16 protein-coding genes are annotated in these 20,011 nt (G+C 66.3%); 13 read left to right on the forward strand and 3 right to left on the reverse strand.

Features of this window, described 5'->3' with window-relative positions:
* Positions 1 to 22: 22 nt before the first annotated feature.
* The 4 genes from RCH15_RS13865 (at position 23) to RCH15_RS13880 (ending at position 6,345) form a co-directional block, all read left to right on the forward strand.
* Positions 23 to 2,734 (forward strand): PEP/pyruvate-binding domain-containing protein, encoded by a 2,712-nt coding sequence (locus RCH15_RS13865; protein ID WP_326961253.1) that lies wholly within the window; start codon positions 23 to 25, stop codon positions 2,732 to 2,734.
* A 102-nt stretch (positions 2,735 to 2,836) separates the two neighbouring features.
* Entirely contained in the window at positions 2,837 to 3,775 is a 939-nt protein-coding gene (locus RCH15_RS13870; protein WP_326961254.1) for an alpha/beta fold hydrolase, read from the forward strand.
* 356 nt (positions 3,776 to 4,131) lie between these two features.
* Entirely contained in the window at positions 4,132 to 4,335 is a 204-nt protein-coding gene (locus RCH15_RS13875; protein WP_013599688.1) for a cold-shock protein, read from the forward strand.
* Positions 4,336 to 4,530: 195 nt separating this feature from the next.
* Positions 4,531 to 6,345, forward strand: a complete 1,815-nt coding sequence (locus RCH15_RS13880) for a sensor domain-containing diguanylate cyclase (protein ID WP_326961255.1) — start codon at positions 4,531 to 4,533, stop codon at positions 6,343 to 6,345.
* Positions 6,346 to 6,378: 33 nt separating this feature from the next.
* Here the strand turns inward: RCH15_RS13880 and RCH15_RS13885 are convergent, their stop codons facing one another.
* Positions 6,379 to 7,098 (reverse strand): FadR/GntR family transcriptional regulator, encoded by a 720-nt coding sequence (locus RCH15_RS13885; RefSeq protein WP_326961256.1) that lies wholly within the window; start codon positions 7,096 to 7,098, stop codon positions 6,379 to 6,381.
* Between the two features lie 221 nt (positions 7,099 to 7,319).
* Between RCH15_RS13885 and eat the strand changes: the two genes are divergently transcribed.
* Genes eat through RCH15_RS13910 form a run of 5 tightly spaced genes read left to right on the forward strand, consistent with a single transcriptional unit; the run spans position 7,320 to position 13,141 of the window.
* Positions 7,320 to 8,771, forward strand: coding sequence for an ethanolamine permease (gene eat / locus RCH15_RS13890; RefSeq protein WP_326961257.1), 1,452 nt, complete (start codon positions 7,320 to 7,322; stop codon positions 8,769 to 8,771).
* A gap of 52 nt (positions 8,772 to 8,823) precedes the next feature.
* Positions 8,824 to 10,206 (forward strand): glutamine synthetase family protein, encoded by a 1,383-nt coding sequence (locus RCH15_RS13895; protein WP_326961258.1) that lies wholly within the window; start codon positions 8,824 to 8,826, stop codon positions 10,204 to 10,206.
* Positions 10,181 to 10,936 carry a gamma-glutamyl-gamma-aminobutyrate hydrolase family protein gene (locus tag RCH15_RS13900; RefSeq protein ID WP_326961259.1) on the forward strand — a complete coding sequence of 252 codons (756 nt, stop codon included), beginning with the start codon at positions 10,181 to 10,183 and terminating at the stop codon, positions 10,934 to 10,936. The genes RCH15_RS13895 and RCH15_RS13900 overlap by 26 nt, the downstream gene beginning before the upstream one ends.
* Entirely contained in the window at positions 10,933 to 12,306 is a 1,374-nt protein-coding gene (locus tag RCH15_RS13905) for an aldehyde dehydrogenase family protein (protein WP_326961260.1), read from the forward strand. The genes RCH15_RS13900 and RCH15_RS13905 overlap by 4 nt, the downstream gene beginning before the upstream one ends.
* 52 nt (positions 12,307 to 12,358) lie before the next feature.
* Positions 12,359 to 13,141, forward strand: a complete 783-nt coding sequence (locus RCH15_RS13910; RefSeq protein ID WP_326961261.1) for a 3-oxoacyl-ACP reductase — start codon at positions 12,359 to 12,361, stop codon at positions 13,139 to 13,141.
* Between the two features lie 67 nt (positions 13,142 to 13,208).
* Here the strand turns inward: RCH15_RS13910 and RCH15_RS13915 are convergent, their stop codons facing one another.
* The gene (locus RCH15_RS13915; RefSeq protein ID WP_326961262.1) at positions 13,209 to 14,342 is read right to left on the reverse strand and encodes an acyl-CoA dehydrogenase family protein; all 1,134 of its coding nucleotides are present in this window, start codon (positions 14,340 to 14,342) and stop codon (positions 13,209 to 13,211) included.
* A gap of 264 nt (positions 14,343 to 14,606) precedes the next feature.
* Between RCH15_RS13915 and RCH15_RS13920 the strand changes: the two genes are divergently transcribed.
* The 3 genes from RCH15_RS13920 (at position 14,607) to RCH15_RS13930 (ending at position 17,823) form a co-directional block, all read left to right on the forward strand.
* Positions 14,607 to 16,346 (forward strand): AMP-binding protein, encoded by a 1,740-nt coding sequence (locus RCH15_RS13920; protein ID WP_326961263.1) that lies wholly within the window; start codon positions 14,607 to 14,609, stop codon positions 16,344 to 16,346.
* A 36-nt stretch (positions 16,347 to 16,382) separates the two neighbouring features.
* Complete coding sequence (locus RCH15_RS13925; RefSeq protein ID WP_326961308.1) at positions 16,383 to 16,889, forward strand: MarR family winged helix-turn-helix transcriptional regulator; 507 nt, start codon at positions 16,383 to 16,385, stop codon at positions 16,887 to 16,889.
* A gap of 79 nt (positions 16,890 to 16,968) precedes the next feature.
* Positions 16,969 to 17,823, forward strand: a complete 855-nt coding sequence (locus RCH15_RS13930; RefSeq protein WP_326961264.1) for a helix-turn-helix transcriptional regulator — start codon at positions 16,969 to 16,971, stop codon at positions 17,821 to 17,823.
* 51 nt (positions 17,824 to 17,874) lie between these two features.
* Here the strand turns inward: RCH15_RS13930 and RCH15_RS13935 are convergent, their stop codons facing one another.
* Entirely contained in the window at positions 17,875 to 19,311 is a 1,437-nt protein-coding gene (locus RCH15_RS13935; RefSeq protein WP_326961265.1) for an MFS transporter, read from the reverse strand.
* Between the two features lie 172 nt (positions 19,312 to 19,483).
* Between RCH15_RS13935 and RCH15_RS13940 the strand changes: the two genes are divergently transcribed.
* Positions 19,484 to 19,912: a DUF1761 domain-containing protein gene (locus RCH15_RS13940; protein WP_326961266.1), complete on the forward strand. Its 429-nt coding sequence runs from the start codon at positions 19,484 to 19,486 to the stop codon at positions 19,910 to 19,912.
* The last annotated feature ends 99 nt before the right edge of the window (positions 19,913 to 20,011 follow it).

A 20,011-nucleotide genomic window follows, 5' to 3' on the forward strand; every position in this document is an offset into this window, starting at 1 on the left:
GGACTTTCCTTGGGGGCCTGCCATGGATCCTGCACCCGACGCCCCGCCGGCGCACCGTCCCACCAATGATCCGCTCGTGCTGGACCTCGCCGGGACCGGCACGGAACCCCTGCGGCTTGTCGGGGGGAAAGCCTTGAATCTCGGCACGCTGGTGGCCGCCGGGCTGCCGGTGCCACCCGGGTTTTGTCTGACAACGGTTGCCTACGAGCTGGCAGCGCCTCACGTGCTGGGCACCCTCGCCGCCGCACTCGACGCGGCGCGCTCCGATCCGGCGGACGGCCCCGGCGCCGGTGCTGCGGCCCCGGGCAGCCTCGCAGCCCGGGCCAGGATGCTGATCGCGGAGGCGCCAATCCCGGCCGCTGTGGACGCCGCCATCCGCACCGCCTACGCGGGAATGGGCGGCGCCCTGCCGGTCGCGGTCCGCTCCTCGGCCACGGCGGAGGACCTGCCGTTCGCCAGTTTCGCCGGCCAGCAGGACTCCTACCTCGACGTCGTCGGGGCAGACGCCGTGGTCGAGGCTGTCCGGCGTTGCTGGGCTTCCCTCTGGAGCGAGCGGGCGGTGGCCTACCGCGCCGCCGCCGGGATCAGCCACCGCGAGGTGGGGCTCGCCGTCGTCGTTCAGGCCATGGTCGACGCCGCCACGGCCGGGGTGCTGTTCACCGCGAATCCCGTGACGGGCACCCGGACTGAGACCGTCATCAACGCGAGCCCGGGCGGAGGCCAGGCTGTGGTCTCGGGAGCCGTCAACCCGGACCAGTTCGTACTGGAGACCTCGTCCGCCCGGGTCGTGGCGCGGACGCCGGCAAGGGCGGAACCGGGCCGCAAACCGGCCGTGACCAGCCCGCAACTGCAGGAGCTCACCGCCCTGGGAGACGGCGTCCAGCGCCTCTTTGGAATGCCGCAGGACATTGAGTGGGCGATCGATGCGGGCGGCAAAGTCTGGCTGACCCAGTCGCGCCCGATCACCACCCTGTATCCGCTGCCTGAGCCCGCCCCGGGGGATGCGGCGGCCGGCGCCGCGGCCCCGATCCGGTTGTACCTCTGCGGCACCCTGCTCCAAGGCCTCACCCGGCCCATCACGCCGATGGGCCTTACTGTCCTCGAGGCGATGCGGAACAGCAAAGGACCCTGGCGGTACGCCAACCCGGGGCTGCGGATGTTCGTGGACCTCACCAGCCTGGTCCGCACCAAATCCGGCCGGCTCTATCTGCTGCGGATGCTCCCCCTCGCGGATGGCCGGTCCGGCGCGGTCCTCCCGGCCCTGCTTGAGGATCCGAGGTTTGGCCTGGCCAGGAACCCCCTCCGGCAGTCCCTCCGCAGAGCGTGGACCGCCCGCAGCCTCCCGTCACCGCGCCGGCACTCGGAAGAATCCGAAAGCGCAGCCGGCCTCGGTCTCATCGCACAGCTGGTTCCCGCCATGGTCCGGGCCGCAGTCCGTCCCGCCGCAAAACTGCGCCGGGCGACGAGGTACGGAACCCGGCTCGAGGCCGGCCTCAGCCTCGCCGAACCCGCCAGCGCCCTCCAGCGGCTCGACCACACCCAGCTGATCCTCCACCGGACGATCAACGGGCTCATCCAGGCCACCTTGCCGGGCCCGTCGACTGGCTACCTCATGCTGGCGGTGGCACGCCGGCTGCTGCGCGGCATTGCGCCGCCCCGGGAGCTGGAAGCTGTCCTGCGCGGGCTCCCGCACAACGTCACCACCGAAATGGATCTGGAACTCTGGCGCCTCGCCGTGTCCATCGCCGACGATCCGGTGTCACGCGGGATGTTCCTGGCCGACCACCCCTCGGAGTTGTCCGCCGCTTATCTCGCCGGGAAGCTGCCACCGCAGGCCCAGGCCGGGGTGCGCGGCTTCCTGGCCCGCTACGGCCACCGCGCCGTAGCGGAGATCGACGTCGGCATGCCCCGCTGGTCGGAGGAGCCCGGCCACATCCTCGGCATGATCGCCAACTATCTGCGCGTCGATGACCCGGAGCAAGCTCCCGACCGGCAGTTCGCCCGGGCCTCCGAGCACGCGGAGGCCCGGATTCGCAGCCTTGTGGACCGGACCCGGACACGGAGCCCCTGGCGGGCACGGGCGCTGAAGCTTTGCCTGCGCCGCGTGCGGCAACTGGCGGGACTGCGCGAACTGCCTAAATTCAATATTGTGGTGGTGCTCGGCGAGATGCACCGGCAGCTGGTACAGATCGGCGCGGACATGGTGTTGGCTGGCACCATCGGGGCCGCTGAGGACGTTTTCTTCCTCGATTTCGACGAAATCCGGGTGGGCCTGCGCGGCGCCGACCTCCACGGCCTCATTGCGGACCGCCGCCGGCTGTACAACACCGAGCTGCGGCGCCGGCGCATCCCGCGGCTATTGCTTTCTGACGGTACTGACGTGGAAGCCGCCCTGCTGGCGAAAGCGCCGCCGTCCGGCGCGCTGGCCGGGACACCGGCTTCGGCCGGAACGGCCACCGGACGGGTGCGGGTGATCCTGGACCCTGTCGGCGCCCACCTGGAGCCCGGTGAGATCCTGGTCGCTCCCTCCACGGACCCCGGCTGGACGCCGCTGTTCCTGACAGCCGGTGCCCTCGTCATGGAAATGGGCGGGGTGATTTCCCACGGGGCCGTGGTGGCACGGGAGTACGGCATCCCGGCCGTCGTCGGTGTTCCCGACGTGACCACGCGGCTGCGGAACGGCCAATTGGTCACGGTCGACGGCGCCGCCGGCACCATCCGTGAGGAGCCGTGATGGTGCGGGCCCGGCCGGTGCTGATGCACTTGGTGAAGGCCCAGCGGGACCCCGGCCCGGAGTATCCCGGCCCGTCCGTATCCGCAGGACTATGTTTATTCCATGGTGTCTGCTGACCGCAACGCCCGGGATGATCGGGAGCCAGAGGGCTTCGGGTCGGCGCTGATCGACGAGGCAGCCCGTCGTGATGCCGCCCTGGGCGACGTCGATTGGGCTGCAGTGCCCGACGGAGCCGTGCGTGGCTCGTTTGCGGCCCCCAGCGGACCGCTGACCACCCTCTCCATGGGCACCCCGGGGAGCCCGCGGGTGCTTCTGGTCCCCGGGGCCACGGGCTCCAAGGAAGACTTTGTCCTGATGCTGCCCGAACTGGCCGGGGCAGGGTATTTTGTCCAGAGCTACGACATCGCCGGCCAGTATGACTCGGCCGCCGCTGGCCCCGAGCATCTGACGCCTCCCCGCGCCCATTACGATTACGACCTTTTCGTCGATGACCTGCTTGCCGTGCTCGATGCTGTCGAAGGTCCCGCTCACGTCGTCGGGTACTCGTTCGCCGCGATCATCGCCCAGCTCGCGTACACGCGGTGTCCGGCGAAGTTCCGGAGCCTCACCCTGCTCAGCTGCCCGCCGGAGCCGGGGCAGAGCTTTCGCGGGATCCAGCGCATTGGCCGCTTCAGCCGCTGGGCCAGCCCGCGGATCGGCGCCGCGGTGATGATCTGGGGCATCCGGGCCAACGTAATCCACGTTCGGCCCAACCGGATCCGATTCGTGAAGCACCGGTTCCGTTTCACCCGCCGGAGCTCGGTCGCGGACATCTTCGGGCTGTTGCAGCATGCACCCGATGTGAGGGCGGCACTGGGCGCGGCATCGCTGCCGAAATTCGTCGCCGTGGGCGAGCACGACCTATGGCCGCTCGCATTGCACCGTAATTTCGCTCAGTCGGTTGGCGCTCGCATCGCGGTTTACCGGGGCGGGCACAGTCCCAGTGAGACCTCGCCGTACCAGATCAGCCGCGACTTGATCGCGCTTTACGGGTCCGTCTGACGCGGGTGGTCGCGTTCGAATTACCGGCTGCGGACGGAGTGCCCGCTCGCCAGCGGCCGGGCAGAGACCTGCACCCGCAGCGCGGGGTGGGAGGGCGGGCCGAGTCCGTGTCCAGCCTCGCCATCAGGGGAGCGCGGCCAAGCACCCGCGAGCATGCCAGCGTCGTTGCGGGTGGACTACCACCGGGATTTTGCTCATATTGCCCCGGCTCTCATGCACGCGTTCGGGGAAATGCCCCCGTTGGGCCCTTGCACCACGGGCCCGCGCCCCGTAGGTTGGGCAACAGCGGACGAATGTCTCCGCAGCCGTTGGCCTCCGGGCCGCCGGAGATCATCAGCATTTCAGAAGGATATGGCATGGCTACTGGCACAGTTAAATGGTTCAACGCCGAAAAGGGTTTTGGCTTCATTGCCCCGGATGACGGGTCAGCCGACGTTTTCGCCCACTACTCGGCAATCGCCAGCAGCGGCTACCGCTCGCTGGACGAGAACCAGAAGGTCGAGTTCGACGTCACCCAGGGCCCGAAGGGCCCGCAGGCTGAGAACATCCGCCCGCTCTAAGTACTCCGGATAGCAGCACCGGCCAGCCGGCCGCCACGCTCTCCCCAAGACCACAAACGCCCCCCTCGAGGCTTCCTCGGGAGGGGCGTTTGTCGTCCGGGACGCCTCCGGTCCGCGCCCTGGAGCGGTCCGGTTGGATCCTCCGATGTCCGCGACAGTTGTTCCCTGCGCGGCCAGGCCGTGGATACTAGGAAAATGACTACTCGCAGTCCTCTCAACCGGGATCAGGCAATCCCGGCGCCGCTGCCGGAACTGCCGGAACTGATCCAGGCAGTTCTGAACGGGATTCCCGCAATGATTGGCTACTGGGACAAGGATCTGCGCAATTGTCTCGCCAACGACGCTTACAGTGAGTGGTTCAAGGTCGATCCCCGGCAGATGCACGGACTCCATATCCGGGACCTGCTCGGCGAGGAGCTCTTCGCCGCGAACCGGCCGTACATCGAAAAGGTGCTCACCGGTGAACCGCAGCTCTTTGACCGGACCCTGGTGGACGCCTCGGGCACAACCCGATACGCCCAGGCATCCTACGTTCCGGATCTCAGGGACGGCGGCGTCCAGGGCTTTTTTGTGCTCGTCACCGACATCACCGAGCGGGTCCTGGCCGAGCGACGCCAGCAGCGCGACATGGACCGGTACCGGACACTGGCCCGCAGCATTCCCGGGGTCTTTGTACTTCTGTTCGATGCGGACTTGCGCTATTTGGTGGCGGAGGGGCAGGAGCTGGAAGCATTTGGCTATAGCCCTGAAGCCATGGAGGGCCGACTTCTCCATGACGCCGTCAGTGCAGGGCTGGCCCACGAACTGGAGCCGCGGTACCGCGCCGCCCTTGCCGGCGAGGAAGTCACTTGGAAACGGACCATCGGCGAGCGCCAGTACCTTCTGACGGCCCGCCCGGTCGTCTCCGACGACGATGCCGCCGGCATGGTCGTCGCCGTGGACGTCACCGCCCGCCGGCAGCAGGAAGACACCTGGGCGGCGCTGCATGAAATCGCCACCGCCGTGGCACGGAGCCAGGCCCTGGCGGACATCGCAGGCCAGGTCGCCGCCATTGTCCGGACCCTTTTCGATGTCGATTCGGCCGCCGTGGCGCGCTTCACCGGCCCCACGTCCGCTGAAGTCGTGGCGATGGCACCCGTGCTTCCGCCTACCCTGAGCCGCACACACATCTTCGCTGCCACCGATGCCTCGGCCACCGTCCGGGTCGCTGTCACCGGAAAGCCCGCCCTCGTCACCTACGGCCCCGATGGCGGCAGCACCTCTGAGCAGATGCTTGCCGGCGGATTCCGGTCCACCGCTGCAGCACCCATTCGGGTCAACGGTTCACTGTGGGGCGTCATCGCCCTGACATCGAAGTCCACCACGGCCCTCACGGAGTCAGTACTGGCCCGGCTCGCGCAATTTGCCGAGCTTGTGGAGATTGCCATCGCCAACGCCGAGGCCCGCGCGAGCCTGGAACGGCAAGCAAGCACCGACATGCTCAGCGGGCTGCCGAACCGGCGGGCCCTGGAGGAATACCTCGACAGGGAGGTGGAGCTCGCCCGGACCCGCGAAACGCCGCTCAGCGCTGTGGTCCTGGACATCGATCACTTCAAGCGGGTCAATGACACCTTTGGCCACCTCACCGGCGACACCGTTCTTTCCGAGGTCGCCGATCGACTGCGCCGGGTTGCCCGCCAGGGCGAGATCGTCGCCAGGTTCGGCGGCGAGGAGTTCGTCTGGCTGCTGCCCGGCAGCGACGCAGCCGAGGCACTGGAGGCCGCGGAACGTGCCCGCGCGGCCATCGCGTCCCGGCCTTTCGACGGCGTCGGGTCCATCACGGTCTCCGCTGGAGTCTGCGAACTGCAGGAGGCCGGCACGCATAGCTTGCTCTCCTGCGCGGACCGTGCGCTGTACGCCGCCAAGCATGGCGGCCGGAACCGCTGCCAGCGCTACCACGCTCCTTCAGCGGACGACGCCGGGATGGCCGACCGTGAGGCTGCGGCTGCACAGGACAGACGAAGCGCCTAAAGCGGCGTCACCGCCCTACGCTGACCGGGCCCCTTAAGACAGGAAGCCGCGCAGCAGGGCTCCCGTTCCTTCCAGATGTTCAACTGTGGCTTCTTCCGCCGCCACCGCATCGCCGCGCAGGATGGCGTCCGCTATCTCTGCGTGCTGGGTGTTGGAGTGCTCCAGGTTTGTGCTCAAAAACGGGATCCTGTCCAGCAGATCATTGAGCCTGGACCGCGTCTCGGCCACCGCGCCGACGAGACTGGGCGCCCCGGTCAGTTCGGCGATCGCAATATGGAAGCGGGCATCCCGCGGCCGGTAGCTTGATTCCGGAGCGGCGGACACTTCCGCCAGGCAGTGCCGCAGGTGGCCCCTCGCCGCCGCCGACAAGTCAGCTTCGGCTGCCAATGCACTCGCTGCCGGCTCGATGACCCTTCGGAAGACCAGCACATCATGGACATCGGCGGGGTCCAGCCGCGGGTTTCCATGCGGCTCCGCAAGGACCGGATTTTCCGAGATGCACGTCCCGCCGTACCGCCCGCGCCGGACGGTCAGGTAGCCGGCAGACTGCAGTTCACCCAACGCTTCGCGCAGGGTGGCCCGCGAAACGCCCAGCTGCTCGGCCAGTTCACGCTCCGGAGGCAGTTTGTCGCCGGGCGCGAAGATGCCCAGCTTAATTGTTTGGAGAATATGCTCAATAGTTTCCTCGAAGGCGTTCCCGCCCCGGACCGGGCGCAGCATCGAGTACGGCCGCTGCAACAAAAAATCGGTCAAGCTCAACCCCTCGATCTGCCACACCACATATATCTACCGTGAGCCTACATTTAGGTGCCTCGAAAGTTAAGTTTCCGATCCATTACGCCCCTGACATCTAGAGTTTTTCCGGGAAAACCTTGACGTATGTGATGCAGCCCACCACACTGATAATCGTGCGCTTGGACTGATAACAGTCCTTTGGAACTTCGGGCGACACTCCTCTTCTCAAAGGGAAACGCATGAAATCAGCAGATCACGACGCCGGTACGGCCGGCGCAGACAGAAGCACCGAGGCCGACTACCTCAAACACCGGACCCTCCAGCGCGGGGCCGCCGGCTGGGTGCTCCTCGCCGGGCTGGGGGTCGCCTACGTCATTTCCGGTGACTTCGCCGGCTGGAACCTCGGACTCGCCCAGGGCGGGTGGGGCGGTCTGCTGATCGCCTTCGTCCTGATGGGCATTATGTACACCTGTATGGTGTTCGGGCTCGCCGAGCTCTCCTCTACCTTGCCCACGGCAGGCGCCGGCTACGCCTTCGCCCGCCGGGCCCTGGGCCCCCTGGGTGGGTTCGCCACCGGCGTCGCGGTTTTGATCGAGTACGCGGTGGCGCCGGCAGCCATCGCCACCTTCATCGGCGGCTACATCGAAGCGCTCGGCCTGTTCGGGCTGACCAACTCGTGGCCGGTCTATCTGTTCACCTACGTAATCTTTATCGGCATACACCTCCGCGGCGTCGGCGAAGCGCTGAAGATCATGTTCGGCATCACCGCCGTTGCCGTTGTCGCCCTCGTCGCCGCCGTCTTTGGGCTGCTGCCGAAGTTCGACCCGGCCAAGCTGTTTGATATTGTGCCGGACGGGTCCGCCGGCTCCAGCGCGTTCCTGCCCATGGGCATCAGCGGCATCCTGGCCGCCCTTGTCTACGGCATCTGGTTCTTCCTTGCCGTCGAAGGTGTTCCCCTGGCCGCAGAGGAATCCGCAGACCCGAAAAAGGACATGCCAAAGGGCATCATCGTTGCAGTGATCATCCTCGTCGTCTTCGGCGCCCTGATGCTGGTCCTGGTCCCCGGGGCGGCCGGCTCCCAAGCCATGAGCACCTCGGACAACCCCCTGCCCGAAGCCCTCCGCCTCGCCTACGGCGGCGACACCCTGCTTGCCGACTTCATCAACTATGCAGGACTTGCCGGGCTCGTCGCCAGCTTCTTCTCCATCATCTACGCCTACTCGCGCCAACTCTTCGCCCTCTCCCGGGCCGGGTACCTCCCCAAGTGGATGTCCCTCACCGGCGCGCGCCGGACGCCGTACTGGGCCCTCATTGTTCCCGGCACCGTCGGCTTCCTGCTGGCAGCCATCACCCAGAACGGCGCGCTGCTGATCAACATCGCCGTTTTCGGCGCCACTGTCTCTTACGTCTTACTGAACCTTTCCCACATCGTGCTGCGGATCAAGGAACCGGAACTGGAACGCGGCTACCGTACTCCCGGAGGCATCGCCACGACTTCCGTTGCACTGGTCCTGTCCGCCGTCGCCGTCGCCGCCACCTTCGTTGTGGACGTCTTCGCCGCCTCGATCACCGCGACGATCTTCGCCGCGGCCATTGCCTACTACTGGTTCTACAGCCGGCACCGCATCGTCACCGGATCCCCGGACGAGGAATTCGCCAAGCTGGCCCTCGCCGAGGCGGAACTGAAGTAGCAATCCCACAATCACCACACCCCATGCCAAGAACCAACGTTGCGGAGCAACCATGAATGAAGCATCCCCAAACCACGGCAGAAACGCCCAGCTCACCCTCGACGAACTGCGGGCCGACGTCGCCTCCGGAGCGGTCGACACCGTGATCGTGGCGATCACCGATTCCCTGGGCCGGTTGCAGGGCAAGCGCTGCGGCGCTCGGTCCTTCCTGGAGGACGTGCTGGACCACGGCGCGGAAGGCTGCAACTACCTGCTCGCAGTCGACGTCGAGATGAACACCATCGACGGGTACGCAATGTCCTCCTGGGACACCGGCTACGGCGACATGGTGATGCTGCCGGACGTCTCCACCTTGCGCCGGGTTCCCTGGCAGCAGGGCACGGCCATGGTGCTGTGCGACATCATGTGGGCGGACAAGTCACCGGTGGTCGCCTCGCCGCGCCAGATCCTGCTCGCCCAGGTGGAACGGCTGGAGAAACTCGGCTACCGCGCCCACATGGGCACGGAGCTCGAATTCCTGTTGTTCGACGACTCATACCGCGAGGCCTGGCAGAAGAACTATCACGGACTCAATGCCTCCACGCAGTACAACGTCGACTACTCGCTGCTCGCCACGGCCCGCCTGGAGCCGGTCATCCGGTCTATCCGCACCAACATGGAAGCGGCTGGACTCGTTGTCGAATCCTCCAAAGGCGAGTGCAACCTCGGGCAGCAGGAAATCACCTTCCGCTTTGATGAAGCCCTCAAGGCTTGCGACAAGCATGTCTTCTACAAAAACGGCGCGAAGGAAATCGCGGACCAGCTGGGCAAAAGTATCAGCTTTATGGCCAAGTACGACCAGCGCGAAGGAAATTCCTGCCACATCCACTTCAGCCTGACCGACCTTGCCGGCAACCCCGTCCTGCCCGGCGACGGCGAGCACGGCTTCAGCCCGGTGATGGAGCACTTTATGGCCGGCCAGCTGGAGGCGCTCAAGGAACTCACCTACTTCCTGGCTCCCAATGTCAATTCCTATAAGCGGTTCGTCGAGGGAAGTTTTGCCCCCACCGCCATTGCCTGGGGCCTGGACAACCGCAGCTGCGCCCTCCGGGTGGTGGGCCACGGACGCGGCCTCCGCACCGAAATGCGCGTGGGCGGCGGGGACCTCAATCCTTACTTGGCTGCCGCTGCACTGATCGCCGCCGTGATCCACGGACTGGAAAACCGGCTGACACCGGGTCCGGCAATTCAGGGCAGCGCCTACGCCTCCGACACCGACCGGCTGCCGACGAACCTCCGCGACGCCCGTGATCTGCTCGCCGAGTCCAGCGTGGCCCGGAAAGCCTTCGGCGACGCCGTGGTGGATCACTACGTCCACGCAGCCGGCATCGAACTGAGGTCCTTTGACAGCGCCGTCACAGACTGGGAGCGTGTCCGTGGCTTCGAACGGCTCTGAAACCTACCGGCCGCGGATTGCCTTGACAAGCTACTACCAGGACGCATCCTGGGGCGTCTGGAACGCCCCAGCTGCCATCATCCCGGGCACCTACGTGGAGGCGGTGGTGGCAGCTGGCGGCACGCCGCTGCTGCTGCCGCCGTTGGGCACCGACGAGACCGTCCTGGACCTTGTGGACGGGCTGATTGTGGTAGGCGGCCCGGACGTGGACCCGGTCCGCTACGGTGCGCCCGCACACCCCCGGACAGTGGCCCAACCACTGCGCGATGAGCACGACACCATCCTGACGCGGGCAGCGCTCGAGCGCGGGCTGCCGCTGTTTGCCATCTGCCGGGGAGCCCAGATCCTCAACGTGGCCCTGAACGGCAGTCTGAACCAGCACTTGCCGGACACCAACCCGACGGCCAACTACCAGCCCGCACCGGGGGTGTTTGGCGAAGCCGCGTTCACCACAGCGCGGGGCAGCCTGATCCAATCACTGCTCGGCGATGCTGCAGCGGCCCCGTGCTACCACCACCAGGCCATGGATGTGGTTCCTGACGGCCTCCGCGTCACAGCGTCGTCAACGGATGGGACCGTCCAGGCCCTGGAAGCCGCCGACGCCTCGGGCTGGGTATTGGGAGTGCAGTTCCACCCGGAGCAAAACCCGAATGACCTGCGGCTTTTCAGCGGCTTTGTCCAGGCCGCGGGCAGCTATCGCGCCAATCGAAATGAGATGTCTTCGCTATGACCGCAACAACATTCGACGTTATAAACCCCGCCACCGAGGAAGTGCTCGAAACGGTGTCGCTGGCCGGCCTGGCCGAAGTCGACGACGCCATCGCCCGTGCAGCCGGAGCCTTCGAATCCTGGCGTGCCGTTGCTCCGGCGGACCGCTCGCTACTGCTGCGGCGCTTCGCGGCCGCAGTGGACGCCGACCTGGAGAACCTGGCCCGGCTCGAGGTCCGCAACGCCGGGCACACCATCGCCAACGCCCGCTGGGAAGCCGGCAACGTCCGCGATGTGCTGAACTACTACTCGGCCGCACCGGAACGGCACTTCGGCAGACAGATTCCGGTTGCCGGCGGAGTGAATATCACCTTCCACGAGCCGCTCGGCGTTGTGGGTGTCATCGTGCCTTGGAATTTCCCCATGCCGATCGCGGCTTGGGGTTTCGCCCCGGCGCTTGCCGCGGGCAACACCGTGGTGCTCAAGCCTGCGGAGATGACACCCCTGACGGCGCTGCGCTTGGCCGAGCTGGCCCGGGAGGCCGGCATCCCGCCCGATGTCTTCCAAGTCATTCCGGGCAAGGGCTCGGTCGTCGGCGAACGGTTTGTGACGCATCCGTCGGTCCGGAAGGTGGTCTTCACCGGCTCCACCGGAGTGGGAAAGAAAATCATGGCCGGATGCGCAGACCAGGTCAAGCGAGTGACCCTTGAGCTCGGCGGCAAAAGCGCCAACATCGTCTTTGACGATGCCGACCTGGAGATGGCCGCCGCTGCGGCCCCCGGGGGTGCCTTCGACAACGCGGGCCAGGATTGCTGCGCCCGGTCCCGAATCCTCGTCCAGCACAATGTCTACGACCGCTTCATGGAACTGCTGGAATCCGCCGTCAAGGCCATCACCGTCGGCGATCCCGCGGATGAAAGGACCAGCATGGGGCCGCTGATTTCCGCCGCCCAGCGCCGGAACGTCGCGGGTTTTGTGCCGGAGAACGCCCCGATCGCTTTCCAGGGACAGGCCCCTTCCGGGCCGGGCTTTTGGTTCCCGCCTACCGTGCTCACTCCCGGACTGGACGCGAGGTCGTTCACGGAGGAGATCTTCGGGCCGGTGGTCACCGTGGTGCCGTTCACCGACGAGTCGGATGCGATCCGGATCGCCAACAACACCGACTATGGCCTGTCCGGCTCGATCTGGACCTCCGGCGTTGACCGGGCCCTTCGCGTAGCGCGCGGTGTTGAGGCCGGAAACCTCTCGGTGAACTCACACTCCTCGGTCCGGTACTCCACTCCGTTCGGCGGCTTTAAGCAGTCCGGACTGGGCCGCGAATTGGGCCCGGACGCCCTTGACTCGTTCACCGAAACCAAAAATGTCTTTATCTCCACCCCGGCCCTGACCTGAGCCGTTCCTCGCAGCCCCCACGGTTTTTTACCCCCGCACTAAGGAGTTCCCCATGCAGTCAGTAGTTTCGAACCGCCTCGCCGGTCGCAGCGCAGTTATCACCGGCGGTGCCAGCGGCATTGGCCTGGCCACGGCACGCCGGATGGCCGCCGAAGGAGCCAACGTCGTCATCGCCGACATCGAGCCAACCTCCGGCCTCGCCGCAGCGACCGAGGTCGGGGGGATGTTCGTCAAAGTTGATGTCACGAGCGAAGAGGACGTCAAGAACCTGTATGCCCAGACCAAGGAAACGTACGGCAGCGTTGATATCGCCTTCAACAACGCCGGAATCTCGCCCGCCAGCGACGGTTCCATCCTCGACACCGGCATTGACGCCTGGCGGAAGGTCCAGGAAGTTAACCTGACCTCCGTGTACTACTGCTGCAAGTACGCCATCCCCTACATGCAGGAGCAAGGGAAAGGCTCCATCATCAATACAGCCTCGTTTGTTGCCGTGATGGGCGCCGCTACCTCACAGATTTCCTACAGCGCCTCCAAAGGCGGGGTCCTGTCCATGAGCCGTGAGCTAGGCGTCGAATTCGCCCGGCAGGGCATCCGTATCAACGCCCTCTGCCCCGGACCGGTCAACACACCACTACTGAAGGAGCTCTTCGCAAAGGACCCGGAAAAGGCTGCCCGCCGGCTGATCCATGTGCCGCTGGGGCGCTTCGCCGAGCCGGAGGAGCTGGCCGCCGCCGTGGCTTTCCTGGCCAGCGATGACGCTTCCTTCATCACCGCCTCCACCTTCCTGGTGGACGGCGGAATCTCCGGAGCGTACGTCACGCCGATCGATTAAGCGCTAGGTCCCGGTCAAAAAACGTGGAAGTGCCGGCCCGAACCGTTCCGGCCGGCACTTCCACGGACTAAACGAAAGCTGACTTCCCGGTCACTGCCCTGGCCACAATCAGCGAGTTGATCTCGTAACTGCCCTCGTACGTGTACAGGATTTCAGCGTCGCCAAAGAGCTTGCCCATCTCATAGTCGCTGCTGATCCCGTTGCCGCCCATCAACGAACGCCCCATCGCCACCGACGCCCGGGCCAGCCGGGTGGTGGTGGATTTGGCCATCGCCGCCTGGACCATTTCCAGCTTTCCGGCCTCCTGGATCCTGGCCAGCTGCGCCATCAGTGACAGCGACGCCGACGCGTTGCCCAGGATCTCGGCCAGCTGCTGCTGGATCAGCTGGAAGCGGGCCAGTTCCTTGCCGAACTGTTTGCGTTCCAGCGAATAGGAACGCGCGACGTCGAACGCGGCCAATTGAATGCCGGCGGCCTGCCAGCCCACCCAGGCGCGGGAGTCCCGCAGCAGCTCGTTGGCTTTGGAGAAGTCGGTGGCCCCGGGCAGGAGGTTGGACTCCGGGATGCGGACCCCGTCGAGCACGATATCCGCGTTCTGCATGATCCGCAGCCCGATCTTGTTGGCGATCTTCGTCGCAGTGTAGCCAGGCCGGTCCGTCTCCACGATGAAGCCCTTGATTTGCTGGTCCGCGACATCCCGCGCCCAGACCAGGGCGAAGTCGGCGATGGTGCCGGCGCCGATCCAGCGCTTGGCGCCGTCGATGACCCACTCCCCGTCCTCCAGCCGCGCGGTGGTGGCCAGTCCGCCGGCGATGTCCGAGCCGTGGTCCGGTTCGGTCAGGGCGAAGGCGCCGATCTGCGTGAAAGCAGTAAGCCCGGGCAGCCAGCGTGCCTTCTGCGCCTCGGAGCCGAGCTGGTCGATCATGCCCACGATCAGCTCGTTATGGATCCCCACGAGCGCCGAGAGGGACACGTCGGCGCGGGCCACCTCCACGTACATCAGGCCCTTGAACAACTTGGACGTGCCGTCCGTCTGCAGCCCGCCGAGGCCGTACTTGCCAAGCTCGGCGAGCAACCCGAAGGGGAATTCCTCACGGTTCCAGAAATCGATCGAGGCCGCACGGATCCGGGACTGCAGGAAGTCGCGGATTTCCTGGTAGCGGGCCTGTTCCTCCGGGGGGAGCAAATCCACGATGTACATCAAGTCAGCGTCCGGGAAGGGCGGCGGCGCCGGCACTTCATGCGATGCGTGGTCCCGGATGACCCTCTGTCCGCTGGCACGTCCTTGTGGCTGCACGGGCATGTGTCCCTTCGCTAGTGACCGGTTCACGAAGCGAGCCGGCTCTTCCAAACCCTTGGATGTCCTAGTATATTGCACAGTGACGGGGATCACGAGGACAGCTGTGATTCCCGGGCAACGGCGCCGGACTGAACTGCTGCGCCGCCAGACTTCGAAAGGTGCACCATGACCGTCACAGAGGAATTTCGCGCCGCCCGCGACCGCATGCTGGACCTTCGAGAGGACTACGAGGCGGCGCGCAGCGAATTCCAGTGGCCCCGCTTCGAGCACTTCAACTTCGCCCTGGACTGGTTCGATCAGATCGCTGCCGACCCGGCGAAGGCTGCCCGGCCCGCCCTTGTTATCGTCGAGCAGGACGGCACTGCCACGCGGCGCAGCTTCGCTGACCTGTCCCGGCGCTCCGCCCAGGTGGCAAACTGGCTGCGCGGCCAGGGCGTCCGGCGCGGTGACCGCATGATCATCATGCTCGGAAACCAGGTGGAACTCTGGGAACTGATGCTCGCAGGAATCAAGCTGGGCATCGTCATGATCCCCACCACCACCCTGATGGGCCCTGCGGACCTCACGGACCGGGTGGAGCGCGGCGGGGCGAACTGGGCCGCCGTCGGCAGTGCGAACCTTGCCAAGTTCGCCGACGTCCCGGGGGCGTACACGCTGATTGAAATTGGCGGGGACGCCGGCACGGACGCAGCCGCCCTGCAGTACTCCGGGTCGGCCGGCGCGGGCGAGGACTTCACCCCGGACGCGCCCACCCTGGCCGATGAGACCCTGCTGCTCTACTTCACCTCGGGCACCACGTCCAAGGCCAAGCTCGTGGAACACACGCACTCGTCCTATCCGGTAGGCCACCTGTCCACGATGTTCTGGATCGGGATGGAACCTGGAGACGTGCACCTGAACGTGGCCTCCCCGGGGTGGGCCAAGCATGCCTGGTCCAACGTCTTCACGCCCTGGATCGCTGAGGCCTGCGTCTTCATTTACAACTACGAGCGCTTTGACGCGAAGGCCCTGATGGCGCAAATGGACCGCGAGCGGGTAACGAGTTTCTGTGCGCCGCCGACGGTCTGGCGCATGCTGATCCAAGCCGACCTGACCCTGCTCAAGAACCCTCCCACCAAGGTGGTGTCCGCCGGGGAACCGCTCAACGCCGAGGTGATCGACCAGGTCCACCGCGCGTGGGGCCAGACCATCCGGGACGGCTTCGGCCAGACCGAATCCACTGTGCAGATCGCCAATACCCCGGGCCAGCCGATCAAGATCGGCGCCATGGGCAAGCCGCTGCCCGGGTACGACGTCGTCCTCGTGGACCCGGCAACGGGCGAGGAGTCCGACGACGGCGAGCTCTGCCTGCGCCTGGATCCCCGCCCCGTCGGGCTGATGAAGGCCTACTATGGCGACCCGGAAAAGACGGCGGAAGCGTTTCGCGACGGTTACTACCACACCGGGGACATGGCAAGCCGGGACGAGCGCGGCATCATCACGTATGTGGGCCGCGGGGACGACGTCTTCAAGTCCTCGGATTACCGGCTCTCCCCGTTCGAACTGGAAAGTGTCCTGATCGAGCACCCGGCGGTGGCCGAAGCCGCCGTCGTCCCGTCCCCCGACCCGCTCAAGCTCTCAGTCCCCAAGGCATTTGTGGTCCTTGCCGCCGGCCACGAGCCCGGACCGGAACTGGCCGAGGACATCCTGCGGTACTGCCGCGACCACCTGGCACCGTTCAAGCGGATCCGCAGGCTGGAGTTCGCCGAACTGCCCAAAACAATCTCGGGCAAGATCCGCCGCGTGGAGCTGCGGCACAGCGAGGAACTGCGCCACGGCGGAGGAACGGTTCCGGCCGGTCTTGGCACCGAATACACCGAAGCCGACTTCCCCGGGCTGAAGAGCCCGGCCGAAAAGCTAGGCTGAGGACCATGGATGTCAGGACAAACAGTGGGGGGTGCCGTGGCAACGCCCCTGCCGCGTGACCCGATTGCCGACGCCCGGTTGAACTGGGAACGGCACGGCTGGTCCGACGTCGCCGCACCCATGGCCGCCATCACCGCCGTGATGCGGACCCAGCAGATCCTGCTGGCCCGGATCGAGGGGATCCTGAAACCGTTCGGGCTGACGTTCGCCCGGTACGAACTGCTCGCCCTGCTGGGCTTCGCCCGCAGCGGCGCGCTGCCCATGAACAAAGCCAGCGCGCTGTTGCAGGTCCATCCCACGTCGGTCACGAACGCCGTCGACCGGCTGGAAAGGGCGGCCCTGGTACTTCGCTCGCCGCATCCCACCGACGGGCGCACCACCCTGATTGAACTCACCCCGGAGGGGCGGACGCTGGCAAAGCGGGCGACGGCGGCCCTGAACGCCGAGGTGTTCGCCCAGTCCGGCTTCGCAGAGCAGGACGTTGACCAGCTGATCCGGATCCTGGGCACATTCCGACGCAACGCCGGCGACTTCAGCGACTAACCCCTGGCTTGTCTTGCCTGACCACGATTGACGGCCGGCCACAATGCGGTGACCGGTTCCGCGCACCTGGAGACGACTCATGCAGCCGAACGACTACTCCCGCCCCGATGACCGGGAACTGCTCCGCGCCTCGCTGCGCCAGCTCTCCGGGAGGTTCCGTCCCGCCGTGCTGTTTGCCGGGCTGGCCAGCGGCGAGTTGCTCCAGCTGACGGACTTTCTCGGCACCGCCACCTCCAGCCTGCACCAGGTTGTGGTTGTTCCCGGGGCGGGCCTCGGCGGCCGAGTCCTCACGCAGCGGCGCCCGTTCCTTGTCGAGGACTACATTGCCTCCGAAGGGATCACCCACGAATACGACCTCGCTGTCCGGCGGGAACGGCTGACCTCGATGGCAGCCGTTCCCGTGGTGGTCCGGGGCCGGTCGCGTGCGGTGTTGTATATCGCAAGCCGGGACAGCACGCCGCTCGGAGAAAAAGCTGTGAGCGAGGCGGCAGCTGCGGCCGCCGAGATCGCCGAGGAGCTGCGGGTCCGGGACGAGGTGGACCGGCGGGTTTCGATAATCGACACGGCGCGGGCTGCACCTGCGTTGGCCCTGGACCGCAGCTGGCTGGAGCACGTCCGGGAAGCCCACGCCGAGCTGAGGTCCCTGGCCGGCACGGTAACCGACCCGCACCTGGCCCGGCAGCTGGATATCATCGGCACCCATCTGGCTCCCACGCCCGCCGACGGCGTCCATCCGACGGCCCGGCTGGCCCGCCGGGAGCTTGATGTTCTGGCGCAGGTGGCGCTCGGCTGTTCGTATCAGGAAACCGCGGATCGTCTGGGCCTGAAAGCGGTAACCGTCAAGAGTTACCTGCAAAATGCCATGGTCAAGCTTTCTGCGCACAACCGGCTCGAGGCCGTGTCGGTGGCCCGCCGGCTGGGGCTGATCCCCTAGGAGCGGAGCCGCCGGTCCTACCGGAGACCCCGCTCCCCAGCCGGGATTCGCCTATATTCCCCGCTGCGGTTGGTCCTTGGCCCGGCAGCCTGAGCGCCGGGAGACGGGCTCGGCAGGTCCCGTGCTGTCGGCGTAGCCCGGCGCAAGGTCGTGCTTTCCGCTTTCCAAAGCCCGCTTTTCGTGGTTGGGCAGCGCCAGGGTGCACAGGACGCTGAAGACGCCAATTCCGGCGAGCAGGAAGCCGACCGAATTGGCGCCGGAGGTGCCGGCGAGCTGGGCCGCAACGAGCGGAACGATGCCTCCACCGACGACGCCGGCCAGGTTATAGCCCATGCCGGCCCCGGTGTACCGGTAGCGGGTCTCGAAGAGCTCCGGCAGGAGCGCCCCGGCAGGGCCGTAGGCGATGGCGAAGATCACCAGGGTCACGGTGAGGCCGAGACCGAAGGCGAAGACGGTGTTCGCGCTGAGGATCGGGAAGAGCACGAGCGACCACGGCACGGCGAGGCTGCAGGCGGTGGCAATGACCTTCTTGCGTCCGAAGCGGTCCGAGACGATCCCGGAGGCCAGGGTGGCGGCGGCGACAAACAGCGAGGCGATAATGCCGGTACTCAGCACTTCCGCCCGGCTCAGGTGCATGCCGGTGGGACTGGTGGCATAGCTGGTGAGGTACGCGGTGCCAAGGTAGAAAAAGGCAAAGAGAAGCGTCAGGGAGCCGCCGGCGAGAAGGATTTCGCGCGGCTGGCGCTTGATGGATTCGAGGATCGGCAGCCTGCTGCTGGTTGCGGTGGCCGTTGCGGCGTTCTTGAAGACCGGCGTTTCCTCGATGCTCAGACGCACCCACAGGCCGACGAGTACCAGCACAGCGCTGAGAATGAACGGCACCCGCCAACCGATGGTGATGAAAGCCTCCGACTTGTCCCCAAGGGTCAGGTTGGTGATGAGAAACGTACCGCTGGCCAGGGCAAACGCCACGGACGGGCCGAGCTGCGGGAAAGAGCCGAAGAGCCCGCGTTTTCCTTTCGGAGCGTATTCCGCGACGAGGAGGGTGGCGCCGGCCCATTCGCCGCCGACTGCGAGGCCCTGCACGAAGCGGAGCACGACGAGCAGGATGGGGGCGGCCACGCCAATGGTGCTGGCGTCCGGGATGAGGCCGATCAGCACGGTGGCGATGCCCATCATCAGCAGCGTGGTGATGAGGGTCTTCTTCCGGCCGATCCGGTCCCCGAAGTGCCCGAAGATGATGGCACCGACCGGCCGGGCGAAGAAGGCAACGGCGAAGGTACCGAATGAAGCGATGGTGCCGGCCGCGGCACCGAGCGCCGGAAAGAAAACCACGGGGAAAACCAGTGCGGCGGCCGTGCCGTAGATGAAGAAGTCGTAGAACTCGATGGTGGTTCCGGCGGCGCTGGCGAACGCGACCTTGCGAAGGGTTTTGCGGCTGGGTGGCGCCTGCAACCCGGCTGCCGAAGTCGGTGAAACTGAGGTCATGGCAATCTCCTTTGATGTCAGCCCCAATGCCAGGCTGTGTGACTCAGCTCACCGTAGCCAGCAGGGTGGACGCCCAGCTACCTCCTAAAAGAGGTAGCCGCGAACTGCCGATGCCCGCCCTGTCGGTCCCTTAGACTTCGGAGAGAACGGACCTCGAACCGAGGAGTGCACGATGATTCCGGAAATCAACATCTGGGCCGTTCTGCTGGCGACCCTGTCCAGCATGGTGGTCGGCTCTGTCTGGTACACCCCGAAGGTGTTCGGCAACTACTGGATGCGCGTCGCCGGAGTCACTCCCAGCGGGGAAGCCAAAGACGCCGTCAGGCCGATCCTGGTCACGCTGGTGGTCAGCTTCATCAGCGCCTCGGTGCTGGCGGGGGCTGCCGCCATTGCGCAGCACTTCTACGGCGGTAATTTCCTGGTCAATACTGTGGTCACCACACTGATCCTCTGGGCAGGATTCACGGCGGCACGGTTCATCACCCACGACACCTTTGAGGGCCGCCCGGCCGGCTTGACGGTGCTGAACTGCGCCCACGAACTCGTGACGCTTGTGGTGATGGCCTTGATCATCGGCCTGCTCGGCATCAGCGTCATGTGATCCCTTGAGGCGATTCCTGCCGGGCGACACGCAAAAGCCCTGCCGTTCCCGGGATCCGGCAGGGGCCAGGGCTTTTGCGCGTCACGAAGAAATTAGCGC

Origin of the sequence: Arthrobacter sp. MP_M4 (genome assembly GCF_035984855.1) — a bacterium.
Classification (GTDB): Bacteria; Actinomycetota; Actinomycetes; order Actinomycetales; family Micrococcaceae; genus Arthrobacter.

What these genes read in the sequence shown, in the direction of transcription:
- RCH15_RS13870 (WP_326961254.1), top strand. Translation starts at nt 2,837, where the DNA reads ATGGTGTCTGCTGACCGCAACGCCCGGGATGATCGGGAGCCAGAGGGC.
- RCH15_RS13910 (WP_326961261.1), top strand. Translation starts at nt 12,359, where the DNA reads ATGCAGTCAGTAGTTTCGAACCGCCTCGCCGGTCGCAGCGCAGTTATC.
- RCH15_RS13920 (WP_326961263.1), top strand. Translation starts at nt 14,607, where the DNA reads ATGACCGTCACAGAGGAATTTCGCGCCGCCCGCGACCGCATGCTGGAC.
- RCH15_RS13875 (WP_013599688.1), top strand. Translation starts at nt 4,132, where the DNA reads ATGGCTACTGGCACAGTTAAATGGTTCAACGCCGAAAAGGGTTTTGGC.
- RCH15_RS13935 (WP_326961265.1), bottom strand. Translation starts at nt 19,311, where the DNA reads ATGACCTCAGTTTCACCGACTTCGGCAGCCGGGTTGCAGGCGCCACCC.
- RCH15_RS13940 (WP_326961266.1), top strand. Translation starts at nt 19,484, where the DNA reads ATGATTCCGGAAATCAACATCTGGGCCGTTCTGCTGGCGACCCTGTCC.
- RCH15_RS13915 (WP_326961262.1), bottom strand. Translation starts at nt 14,342, where the DNA reads ATGTACATCGTGGATTTGCTCCCCCCGGAGGAACAGGCCCGCTACCAG.
- RCH15_RS13895 (WP_326961258.1), top strand. Translation starts at nt 8,824, where the DNA reads ATGAATGAAGCATCCCCAAACCACGGCAGAAACGCCCAGCTCACCCTC.
- eat (WP_326961257.1), top strand. Translation starts at nt 7,320, where the DNA reads ATGAAATCAGCAGATCACGACGCCGGTACGGCCGGCGCAGACAGAAGC.
- RCH15_RS13880 (WP_326961255.1), top strand. Translation starts at nt 4,531, where the DNA reads ATGACTACTCGCAGTCCTCTCAACCGGGATCAGGCAATCCCGGCGCCG.
- RCH15_RS13865 (WP_326961253.1), top strand. Translation starts at nt 23, where the DNA reads ATGGATCCTGCACCCGACGCCCCGCCGGCGCACCGTCCCACCAATGAT.
- RCH15_RS13930 (WP_326961264.1), top strand. Translation starts at nt 16,969, where the DNA reads ATGCAGCCGAACGACTACTCCCGCCCCGATGACCGGGAACTGCTCCGC.
- RCH15_RS13905 (WP_326961260.1), top strand. Translation starts at nt 10,933, where the DNA reads ATGACCGCAACAACATTCGACGTTATAAACCCCGCCACCGAGGAAGTG.